Annotated in this window: 9 protein-coding genes and 1 other annotated feature; all 9 genes read right to left on the reverse strand. The window is 29.5% G+C overall.

All coding sequences use genetic code 11. From position 1 onward, the window contains the following. Positions 1-5: 5 nt before the first annotated feature. Complete coding sequence (gene thrS / locus EK368_RS01705; protein WP_129596002.1) at positions 6-1,919, reverse strand: threonine--tRNA ligase; 1,914 nt, start codon at positions 1,917-1,919, stop codon at positions 6-8. Positions 1,920-1,993: 74 nt separating this feature from the next. After that, positions 1,994-2,209 (reverse strand) — a binding site (T-box leader). Positions 2,210-2,290: 81 nt separating this feature from the next. Continuing rightward, positions 2,291-2,893 carry a DUF445 domain-containing protein gene (locus tag EK368_RS01710; RefSeq protein WP_129596003.1) on the reverse strand — a complete coding sequence of 201 codons (603 nt, stop codon included), beginning with the start codon at positions 2,891-2,893 and terminating at the stop codon, positions 2,291-2,293. Between the two features lie 188 nt (positions 2,894-3,081). After that, positions 3,082-3,978 carry a putative sporulation protein YtxC gene (gene ytxC / locus EK368_RS01715; protein WP_129596004.1) on the reverse strand — a complete coding sequence of 299 codons (897 nt, stop codon included), beginning with the start codon at positions 3,976-3,978 and terminating at the stop codon, positions 3,082-3,084. An 85-nt stretch (positions 3,979-4,063) separates the two neighbouring features. After that, positions 4,064-4,825 carry a DUF6873 family GME fold protein gene (locus tag EK368_RS01720; protein ID WP_129596005.1) on the reverse strand — a complete coding sequence of 254 codons (762 nt, stop codon included), beginning with the start codon at positions 4,823-4,825 and terminating at the stop codon, positions 4,064-4,066. A gap of 66 nt (positions 4,826-4,891) precedes the next feature. After that, on the reverse strand, positions 4,892-6,196 hold the full coding sequence (locus EK368_RS01725; protein ID WP_129596006.1) for an acetyl-CoA hydrolase/transferase family protein: 1,305 nt from the start codon (positions 6,194-6,196) through the stop codon (positions 4,892-4,894). A 235-nt stretch (positions 6,197-6,431) separates the two neighbouring features. Then, entirely contained in the window at positions 6,432-6,719 is a 288-nt protein-coding gene (locus EK368_RS01730; protein ID WP_129596007.1) for a NifU family protein, read from the reverse strand. Positions 6,720-6,833: 114 nt separating this feature from the next. Further along, positions 6,834-8,198 carry a hypothetical protein gene (locus tag EK368_RS01735; RefSeq protein ID WP_129596008.1) on the reverse strand — a complete coding sequence of 455 codons (1,365 nt, stop codon included), beginning with the start codon at positions 8,196-8,198 and terminating at the stop codon, positions 6,834-6,836. A gap of 85 nt (positions 8,199-8,283) precedes the next feature. After that, positions 8,284-9,777 carry a 4-hydroxyphenylacetate 3-hydroxylase family protein gene (locus EK368_RS01740; protein WP_129596009.1) on the reverse strand — a complete coding sequence of 498 codons (1,494 nt, stop codon included), beginning with the start codon at positions 9,775-9,777 and terminating at the stop codon, positions 8,284-8,286. Positions 9,778-10,052: 275 nt separating this feature from the next. Further along, positions 10,053-12,134 carry a sigma-54-dependent Fis family transcriptional regulator gene (locus tag EK368_RS01745; protein ID WP_129596010.1) on the reverse strand — a complete coding sequence of 694 codons (2,082 nt, stop codon included), beginning with the start codon at positions 12,132-12,134 and terminating at the stop codon, positions 10,053-10,055. Positions 12,135-12,293 lie beyond the last annotated feature (159 nt).

The raw sequence follows: 12,293 nt of genomic DNA on the forward strand, positions 1-12,293 counted from the left end.
TATATTTATAATGTTTTATTTTTTATTTCTTCTTCTACTTTATGAATAAAATCTTTTATTGTTTGATTTCCTAGCTCTCCATGATCTCTAGATCGAACAGATATTTCGGCTGCTTGCTCTTCTTTTTCTCCTACAATAATCATATAAGGAACCTTTTGAAGTTGAGCTTCACGAATCTTATATCCTATTTTTTCATTTCTATCATCTAGTTCTACTCTTATTTCTTTGTCTTTTAATGCATCTTTAATTTTTTGTGCATACTCTATATATTTATCTGCGATTGGAAGAATTTTTACTTGTACTGGTGCAATCCATGTTGGGAACTTTCCTGCAAAATGCTCAATTAAAATTCCTATAAATCTTTCAATACTTCCAAATATTGTTCTATGAAGCATAATTGGTCTATGTTTTTCACTATCTTTTCCTATATAAGTTAAATCAAATCTTTGAGGCATTTGGAAATCTAATTGAATTGTTCCACATTGCCATGTTCTTCCTATACAATCTTCTAAATGAAAATCTATTTTAGGTCCATAAAAAGCCCCATCTCCTTCGTTAAGCTTATAAGAAAGTCCTTTTTCCTCTAATGCTTCTCTTAAAGCATTTGTAGCCATTTCCCACTCTTCATCTGACCCCATTGAATTTTCAGGTCTTGTAGATAATTCAATATGATATTTAAATCCAAATATACTATATAGATAATCTGTAAAATCAATAACTCCTTTTATTTCATCTTTTATTTGTTCAGGAAGCATATAAATATGTGCATCATCCTGAGTGAAGTTTCTTACACGCATAAGTCCATGTAATGCTCCTGATAATTCATGTCTATGAACAAGTCCAAGTTCTGCCATTCTAATAGGAAAATCTCTATAACTATGCATTTTTGTTTTATAAACAAGCATTCCCCCTGGGCAGTTCATTGGTTTTACTGCATAATCCATTTCATCGATTTGAGTAAAATACATATTTTCTTTGTAATGGTCCCAATGTCCAGAGGTATGCCATAATTGTTCATTTAAAATAATAGGAGTTTTTACTTCATCATATTCTCTTTTTACATGCTCTCTTCTCCAAAAATCTTCTAAGATATTTCTAACAATCATACCCTTTGCATGAAAAAATGGAAATCCTGGTCCTTCTTCTTGGAGACTAAATAAATCTAATTCTTTTCCTAATTTTCTATGGTCTCTTTTTTTAGCTTCTTCTAATCTATGGATATATTCATCTAGTTCTTTTTGCTTTGGAAAAGCTGTAGCATAAATTCTTTGAAGCATTTGCTTATTTTCATCTCCACGCCAATAAGCACCTGCAACACTAAGAATTTTTACTGCTTTTACATTTTTAGTAGCAAGAAGGTGAGGACCTGCACAGAGATCTACAAAATCTCCTTGCTTATAAAAAGAAATACTAGCATCCTCTGGAAGATCTTCTATTAATTCAACCTTATAATCTTCTCCTTTTCCTTTCATATACTTTATGGCTTCATCTCTAGGAAGTTCAAATCTTTCTAAGTTTAAATTTTCTGAAGCAATTTTTTTCATTTCTTTTTCTATTTTTTCAAAATCTTCTTCTGTAAATCTATGTTCTGATTCAAAATCATAGTAAAATCCATTTTCAATAGCCGGTCCTATAGCAAGTTTTGTATTTGGAAATAATCTTTGCACTGCTTGTGCCATCATATGAGAGCTTGTATGTCTAAAAACATCTTTTCCTTTTTCATCTTCAAATTTTAAAATATTTAACGCTACATCTTCATGAATTTCATAAGATAAATCCACTACCTTGTTATCTACTTCTCCTGCTACTGCTTCTTTCGCAAGTCTTCCACTAATTTCTTTTGCAATGTCTAAAATAGTCATTCCCTTGTTTACTTCTTTTACAGATCCATCTTTCAATTGAATTTTTACTAATTCCATATCTATACCTCCCCATTTGTTCTATCTAAAATATTTTTTATTAAAAAACAAAAACTCCCACCCAAAAGCAAAAGCTTTAGGACGGGAGATATCTCTCGCGGTTCCACCCAAATTGACATGGTCCACTTACATGACATTAACGCTGTCTAACGGAATCCTTTTTGCAAAAGCTACTCAGATACAGCTCAAAGGTAGTTTTCTCATATCCATATCCAAGAATGCTTTCAGCCTATGACATTCTCTCTCTAATGACTGGTATTATGATACTTTTCCTTTTTCATTGCCTTTTATTTTTGACTTTGTTTCATTATAAGAATAATTTCTATACTTGTCAATAAGTTTATTCAATTTTTCAAAATTTATACAAAATTTCAAGCCAATAATACAAATGCTCCTTGTAAAAGACCTATAATACAGCCTAAAATCGCACCTAAAATTTCTATATGTTTAAGTTCCTTCTTTGCAATAGTTAATACAATTTCTTCTAATTTTTCTAATTCAAAATTATTTACTTTTTCTTCTACTATAGCTGAAATTTTTATAGTTTCTGTAGCTTTATGAACCATTTTTTCTGTTAATTCTGTAATTACATTTTCAGCTTCTTTATCAACGATCTCATTGATATACTCTTGTATCATTCCTTTAAAGCTAGATGGAATAAATGCTGGAAGCTTTCCATCTACTAACTTTCCAATTTTTCTTTTGATTGAAAAAACCAATTCACTTTTGTTTTCTGTTTCAATAAACTTATCTATAATTTCTCTCATAGACAACAATTCATTCTCTACTACTTCTCCTACACTTTTTGCAAGCTCTTTTTTTCTCTTTGGAATCAATCCTTGAATTTTTATATTAAGAAAGGGAATTTCAATAGGATATAATGGTCTAAATATAAACTTAATGGCTAAAACATTTGTAATCCATCCAATCAAAGCTCCTACTCCTGCTAAAACTGCTAACTTCGTCCAAAACAACTTCCTTCACCTCTATATTTTATCTTTTGTATACTTTATTATAATTTGATATTTAGTATAGCATAAGTATCTATAAAGTACAATAAACTAATACTTAGTTTAGCTAGAGTTTTATTTTGTCTAAATTCTAATTCATGTAAATTTATTTATTAAACTTCTAGATAAACTTATAAAGAGTAGAGATTTCTCTACTCTTGTTTGATCTGTTGAGATACACATAATTCACAACCACTACAAATATATGCTCTATCTCCAAATACATTTTGAATAGTTCTTATGATTTCTTTTTTATGAATTTTACTTGAAACATGCAGTATTATTTTTTTAGGAGCCAATGTAATCAAAGAACTAATCAGTAAATCATCATAACTTATATCTTTTTGTTCCATATCTGATGCCAGATCATCAAGGTATTCATTTTGAATTAATATATTTCTGGAATCATATAAATGATATTTTCCATCTTTCATTAAAACATGTACAGTATGAATCTTAGCTTCTTGTATCTCTACAAAATATCTTAAAAGCCTTATAAACTCATTGTATTCCTTTTCCATTAAAAAATCTTCTACGGATCGATCTATTTTTATTTTCAATTCTTCTATATAATTTTTAAGTCTGAATCTAACAAACCCTTCTATATTCAAAATTGTATTTTCTTTTAAGTAGCTCATTATTTCTTCTATCAACTTGCCTTTTGTAGAAATATTAACACTTATTCCTTGTTCATATTCACGGGCTTCATCTTCTTTTATATTTTTAAAATGCTCTATAATAGATTTTCTTTCTCCTAAACTAAAATAATAATATTCTTGACTTAAAATCTTATATACTATTTTTTCTTCCATATCATTCATAATTACATTAGACACAATATTTGCCATATATTTTTGGAAAATGTATTCAAAATCATAATCTAAATCATTATTAGGTTGTATTATATATTTAATTTCAATATTATTCATTGTTTCATTGATTTCGTTTTGAATATGCATTTTATATTTTTCTAAATGTTTTATTTGTTCATGTAATATGTTTTGAACAAACTTCAAAGATTCAGTAAGTACCACTGTCATTAAATACATTTTTTTCACTCCTTCTGCTACTGTATTAGTAGTATATGTGTAATAAGAAGTGATATTCAAAATAGCCTATTACATTTATTGTTTATTATTCCATTTGTATAATAGGAATAATAGATCCTATATCAACTGGATCTTTTTCTGTTAGAAATACAGGCTTCACTTCATAATTATTTAAAAATTTACAAATAGTTCTATAATCTGGATGTTTTTTCAAATTTCCAGTAAAAGCTAATTTATCATTTTTTACAAATCCAGAACTTCCTCCAATAAATCCATACTCGAGACCAAAAAGATCTATGTATCCAGGCTGAATCAAAAGAATGTCTATCCCATATTTTTTTACTTCTTTAGCAATTCCTTTATCTGATGTAATCATTGCTTTTTCGTTTACTACACAAATTGAGCATTTTGTATATCCTTGTTTTACATCAATACATTCTATTTTATTATCTTGTAGCAATTTTAGAGTAAATGGATCTGTATATTTAAAATTATGAATTGCAAACTTCCCCACTCTCCCTATATTATATGCAATATTTTCTGGATAGTTCCTTTTTAAAATAGTATCTCCCTTATAAGTATAAATTCCTAAAGAATTCAGTAGAGGTGCTATTTTTTCATACACATTAGGAGCAATCACTACATCTTTTCCTGTAACAGGATGTAATAATATATCTGGATGATACGAAATAGATTCATATAACTCTTTACAATGTGGAGTTTTTAATATCTGAAGCTTTAAATCTTTTAAACTTTTTTCAAGTGTATTTGAAATTCTTCCATCTACAATAATAGTATTTACATCCTTTTTAGGTAAAAAAGGAGTTTCCAAATATTGTTTTTTCATTTTCATCACCATCTTTATTAAAACAAAAAAAAGCCTTTTTAAAAAGGCTTTTTTTAAAAATAATATTTATTCAAATTTAGTACAAAATCTTCTTTCCCACTCTTCTATCAACATTGGTTTAAAATCTGGATGAGCTATTTGAATGAGTGCTCTTCCTCTTTCTTTTAATGTTTTTCCTCTTAAATTAGCAATACCATATTCTGTAACAATATAATGAACATCATTTCTAGAAGTAGTTACAGCTGCTCCTTCATCTATAAAAGGTACAATTCGAGATAATTTTCCTTTTGATGCAGTGGATGGAATTGCAATAATAGATTTTCCTCCCTTTGATAGACTTGCTCCTCTTACATAATCAATTTGACCTCCTACACCACTAAACTGTTTCAGTCCTATAGTATCAGAGACTACTTGACCCATTAAGTCCACTTGAATACATGAATTAATAGAAACCATGTTTTCATTTTGCATAATCACATAAGGATTATTTACATAATCAACTGAATACATTTCCACACTAGGATTATTGTTTACAAAATCATAAAGTCTTTGTGTACCCATTAAAAAAGTTACGATCATTTTATCTTTATGTAGAGTCTTTCTTTTATTATTAACAACTCCAGATTCTACCAATTCTACTACTCCATCAGAAAACATTTCAGAGTGAATTCCTAAGTCTTTTTTATCTTTTAAAAATAACAACACTGCATCAGGAATAGCTCCAATTCCTAGTTGAAGAGTATCTCCATCGTTAATCAAAGTAGCACAATTCTCTCCTATTGCTTTTTCTACATCTCCAATTTTAGGAGGATTTAACTCAATAATAGGATAAGAAGTTTCAATAATACAATCTAAATCAGATACATGAATAAAAGAATCTCCCATGGTTCTTGGCATATGATCATTCACTTCTGCAATCACAAGTTTTGCACATTCTGTTGCAGGTTTTGTATAATCATTAGAAACTCCAAAACTACAATATCCATGTTCATCTGGTCTACTAAGCTGAATCAAAGCTACATCTACAGGCAAATATCCTTCTTTAAAAAGTCTTGGAATTTCTGTAAAAAAACAAGGTGTATAATCTGCTCTAGCTTCTGCTACTCCTTGGCGAGTAGATCCGCCTACAAATAAAGCATTATGTCTAAAATGTGGTGCCATTTCAGGATGTGTATATTCTCCTTTTCCTAAAGGTACCATATGAACAATCTCTACATCTTCATATTGATCTTTATTTCTTATCATAGCATCTATAAGCTTTTGAGGTTCTGCTGCAGCATGTCCTGTAACCACTCTATCCCTTGATTTTATTTTTTTCACAGCATCTTCTAGTTTAGTTAATTTTGACTTATAAATTTTTTTCCAATCCATTTCATTCATCCTTTCTATTTTGAATACTTCATATATGTATTATGAATTACTTTTTATAATATTATTTTTATTTTTTATTCTCAATTAAAACTATTTTCCTTCTATATTTAAGATTCAGACATTTTAAAATATATCTTAGTAAATAATTTGTTTTTTATAATCAAATTATACTAAAAATATTAGGAATATTCAATTCAATTATTTGCAAATACAAAATTCAACTCCTACTTTCAAACTAACGCTCCTTATTTTCTTTATTTAGTATCTTCTTGGCCATATCAATGAGCTCTTGACTCATTTCATGAACAAGGTGTACTTCCTTTATAGTTGGAATTTCTTTTTTTAAGTCTACCAAAACAATTTCTTCAAGAGTAATCTTTGCTGAAGGACAGCCACTACAGGCTCCAAGAAATTTTACTTCTACAACTTGATCCTTTACTGCAATTAACTCTATATCCCCATAATGATTCATAAGCTTTGGTCTAATTTTTATCTCAATAATTTTTTGCACTTCTTCAAACATACTATCCCTCCATTTACTCTTTAGAAATACAATCTTATATCTTAACTGTTATTTGTTATATTCTATTTATGAAAAATCAATTTAGTTGTGTACTATTTCCTTTTGTTTTTTTTACTATTCAGTCATTTCTTTTTCTATCTTTGTATTTTGGTGTTTACTAAAATCAGATAATATAACAAACAATATTATACCTACTATAAATCCCCAAGCAGCTCCTTTAGCAGCTAAAACAGCTCCCATAACTCCTGCTACACCTCTATCTGTATCATTTCTACAAATATTCATAGCTAATCTTGCACATACATAACCTTGTACTAACAAAGTAAGGGATAGAGCAACTGGTAATACAGGTTGTACTAATGAAACTATAGGAACTAATGCGACGCCTATAAAAGTAACCCATCTATATGTTCCTGTTCCTCCAAAAATTGAATCCATAGACTCTCTTCCATCTTTATATCTTTCTGATACTGCTGCAGTTACAGCTGCCCACAAAGGTCCACACAACGTAACATATGGTGCAATTATTGCCATTATCATATTTCTAATCCCACTTACTAGATTAGAACGATTAGAATTAAAATCTATCAGTTCATCTGTTCTTGCTTCATCTGCTTCTTTTAGAAGTGCTTCTCCTGTAACAAAATCACCAAAAGCTATTATATAAGCTATAAATGCCATAGGTATTGCTTTTATATATAAATCTAGATTTGGAAAACCAATTCCAAAAGGACTTACATTTCCTATCAATTCACCTATTTGAGGTATTTTTATAAAAGATCCTATTTCAATCTTTGGTATAGGCAACTCACCAAATAAGGGTCCTACAATAATGCTAATTACTATAGCTGGTAACATCCCATACTTCCCTAAAATCTCTGCCAATCCACTTCTTTTTTTCAATTCTTTAAATCCATTAGAAAATAAAATATAATAAGAAATAATTCCACCTATAAAAATAGCTATAGGATATATTCCAAATCTACCACCTACTTTAAATTCTCCCATTACAGCTGCAAATCCTGCCCCTAATAATATCCCTGCTTTTATAGAATTAGGTACTATATTAATCAACTTGCCTGCTATACCTGTAACTCCCATAACTATAAATATTATTCCTATGATTAATTGAAGTGCTATTAATGCTTGTATTCTTTCTATTCCTAATGCATATTCATTCAAATATGCTATGGTAAGTGGTATAGATGGTGTAATCCATCCTGGAACTACTGGATCTCCTAATAAAACATGTGCATTGTATAATAATCCATTGATAATTACCATAGACCAAGCTAATTCAAAAGATACACCTAATACATCAGTAAGAATAGGTATTGCACCTAGACATGTAGCACACATTAATATTGCTTGAATAGCTTCAGACCACTCCCATTTATAATGAACAAATGGTAATCTTATTTTAAATATACCCATTGCAATATACGGTTGTTCTTTACCTAATTGTCTTGTAAATGCCATATATTTTCCTCCCTATATTTTTTATATTCATATTGAAAACATTTTCCTATATTTTTTAAGAAAGAGGGGAAATCTTCCCCTCTCACTATTTTTGTGCTGCTGCAGCTTCTCTTTTTGCAATAGCTTCTTCATCTATTCTTGCAAGTTTTTTTGCTAATTCTTTTTTATGTGGTAAATTTCCTTGTCTTGCAATCATAATTCTTTGTGCTTGTGGAGAACCTGCTCCATGCATAGATTCTGTTCTATATCCTACTGCAGCTGTTCCTAATGTCATGTTTTCAATAAGTCTTAAGATTCTCATTCTGTGTTCTGTTGGTACTACATTGACACCTTTAAAATATTTTTCACAAATTGGTCCTATTTCTGGATGTTTAAAATCTTTTTCAGATGGCATAGTTACCATAAGTCCTCCTGCAATATCTTCTGCAAGTCTTGTAATCTCATATGGAAATCTTGTTACATTTTGCTTACAGACATTTGCTAAAAGTAAATCTATTTGATAGTTGCCAGCTTTTGTTTTGTATCCTTCTGCAGAACATGCAATTCCACAGCAATATAATGTTTCATTTAAATGAGTCATTTCTATTAATTTATCTTTTACATGAGATGCTTTTGCCGCTCCATTAAAATCTGCTGCTACTGCTGCTGCCCCTATCAACACATCTCCTACCCCTACTTTGCATCCTCCATAGCTTTGTCTATGATATCCTGCAAATCTTTCTACCAACATTCCTGCAAATTCTACTTCTCCGTTTAAAAATATTCTGTCATTTGGTATGAATACATTATCAAATACTACTAATGCTTCTTGTCCTCCAAATTCTTTATTTCCTACATCTACATCTGCATCTTCTTCTAATTTTCTTGTATCACAAGATTGTCTTCCATAAATCATATAAATTCCTTTTGCATCAGATGGGATTGCAAAAGATACTGCATAAGCTTCATCTCCTTCTTTCATTGCAATAGTTGGCATGATTAAATGCTCATGAGAATTTATAGCTCCTGTTTGATGGGCTTTTGCTCCTCTTACTACAATTCCATCTTCCCTTTGTTCTACTACATGTAAAAATAAATCTGGATCTGCTTGTTTACTAGGTGATAATCCTCTATCTCCTTTAGGATCTGTCATAGCTCCATCTACTACTAAATCCTTTTCTTGTACATATTCTAAATATTTTTTAAAATTTTCATGATAATTTGTTCCATACTTTTCATCCGTTTCATAAGTTGTACTATATACTGCATTAAAGGAGTCCATTCCTACACAACGTTGAAAACATGACCCTGTCTTTTGTCCCAAAAGTCTTAGCATTTTTACTTTTTTCACAAGATCATCTGCACTTTGATGAAGATGTGTAAAACGATTTACTTTTTTTCCTGTCAAATTAGATGTTGCTGTCATCAACTCTTTATATTCTGGATGTTGAGCAAGCTCATAAGTCATTGCTACTGAATTAATAGAAGGTCTAATTATTGGATGGTCTACAAAATTTTTAATTAATTCTCCAAACACATACACCTTAATATCTAATTTTCTCAAACTATCTAAATATTGCTCCTTTGTCATTAATGCCACAACAAATCATCTCCTTCTTTAATATGTATCTACACTATATTAAAGCAATTCTTATGCCATATATATTTCTTTTTTAAACAGCTATATCAAAGCTTGTATTTTACACCTTTTAATCTATTTTCTTTTTATTTATTCATTATTAAAACAAAAAGAATCGTTGCAATTTTACAACGATTCTTCAGAAATTTTTTCTTTATACTTGTTTAATTTTCAATGTTATATACAACAATATGTATATAATTTTTTTGTTGCAATATTGCATATTTGTTGTTATTTTACAACTTTTTTTCATACTTCTGTCTTTTTCTTACAAAAGTAGAAGGATCAATTCCTAAAGCCTTTGCTGCACCCCTTACATTTTTATATTTTTCAAAAGCTCTCTCTAACAATTCTCTTTCTACACTCGCTACAGCTTCTTTTAAAGGTATAATTTCTTCTATGAATTTTGAAGAAGTATTTTTTGCATAAATTATTTTGGGTAAATCTTCACAAATAATCTCCTGTTCATTACTCATAATAAATACTCTTTCTACAATATTTTTTAATTCTCTTACATTTCCTGGCCAATCATATTCATATAATATTTCTAAAGCATCCTTACTAAATCTTTTATTCCATCCATATTTTATATTTAGTTCAGAAAGAAAATGACGTACCAAAGGAAGTATATCTCCTCTTCTTTCTCTTAAAGAAGGAATACAAATAGGCACTACATGTAATCTATAATAAAGATCTTCTCTAAATTGATTTTCTTTTACCATTTTTTCTAAATTACGATTTGTAGCTGCTAAAATACGCACATCCACTTTAATAGATTCAACTCCCCCAACTCTTTTAATTTCATTTTCCTGTAAAACTCTTAAAAGTTTTACTTGCATATTTAATGGAAGTTCTCCTATTTCATCTAAAAACAAAGTTCCTCCATTTGCTACTTCAAACAACCCCATTTTCCCTTGTCTATTTGCTCCTGTAAAAGCTCCCTTTTCATATCCAAAAAGCTCTGATTCAATAAGAGTAGTAGGAATTGCTCCACAATTTACTTTGATAAACTGTTTTCTTTTTCTATTGCTATTTTTATGTATAAACTTTGCAAATTCTTCTTTACCTACACCTGTTTCACCTAAAATAAGTATTGTAGTATCTACTTTAGCCACTCTCTTTGCCATTCTAGCTACTTCAAGCATTTTTTCATCTTCTGCTATAATATGAAGTGTACTTAAAAGTTGCATACGCATCTCTTCTATTTCTGAGTAATACTTTTGTGCCAATTCTTTATTTTTTTCTAGCTGTTCTTTTAAAAGAGAAAGCTGTGTAATATCCCTCACGTTAGTAACTACCAAAGTAATTTGATTTTTTTCATCAAAAATAGGTGTACTTGTTACTAATGCATTTTTTCCCGTTTTAAATTTTTGATGAATTGTAGTTGTTTTTTTACTGCTCAACACCTTTAAAGTAGCTGATTCAGAAATATATCCTTCATTTTCCAAATTGAGCATGTTTTTACCTAGCATTTCTTCTCTTTTTACTCCTGTAATCCTTTCATAAGATTTATTAATCTTAAGAGTATTGGCATGTCCATCTGTAATATATATTCCATCATAAGAAGATTCAATCACTGCATCTAATTTTTTAGATATATCTTGAACATCGTTAAGCTCATTGATAATACTTTCAAGCTCTGAGCTATCTTTAAATACAATTAAGGCTCCAAACACTTTACTATCTCTTGACAAAGAAATTCTATCGCATATAAGAGTTTTTTCTTTAAATTCTATTTTTTGATTGTATTCACTTTTTCGAGTCTCAATTACATGATAAAGTTGTAACTCTGGTAATATTTTTTCTACATGAAATCCAATGATTTCTTCATTGTTCAAGCTTAATATACGAATAGCAGATAGATTGCATCTTTTAATGATCCCTTGCTCATCAATGATAACGATTCCATTATTGGTAAAATCCAAAACTGCTTTTAATTCACTAGACTCTTCTATTTGTTTTTCCAATAAAGCTTTTATAATATCTGTCCGAGTTAAAATTCCTATCAAACATCCTTTTTCATCCACAACTGGTAATCTTCCTACTTTTATTTCCCAAGCTTCTTTTATATTAGCATCTTGTCTAATAGTTATTACTGTTTTGGTAGCCAATGTTCCAATCTTTATATGTGGATCAACATTTCTTAAAAAAGTCTTCATTAAATTAGTTTTTGTAATAATTCCTACTAAGTTTCCTTTTTGATCCACAATAGGAGCTCCATCAATACAATTTTTCACAAAAATTTTTACAGCTTTATATAAAGTATCTTCTACAGTTAGGACAATGGGATTTCTAGTCATTAATTGTTGAACTTTCAAGCCATTCCCCCCTCAATTTATTTGTCATTTTTAGAATTTTCCAAATTTTAGTTATGTTACAAAAAAATCCTAGTATATACTAGGATTTTTCTATATTGGAGGCGGCACCCAGATTTGAACTGGGGAATAAAGGTTTTGCAGACCTCTGCCTTACCACTT

It is taken from the genome of Anaerophilus nitritigenes, assembly GCF_004138215.1.
Taxonomy (GTDB): Bacteria; Bacillota; Clostridia; order Peptostreptococcales; family Thermotaleaceae; genus Anaerophilus; species Anaerophilus nitritogenes.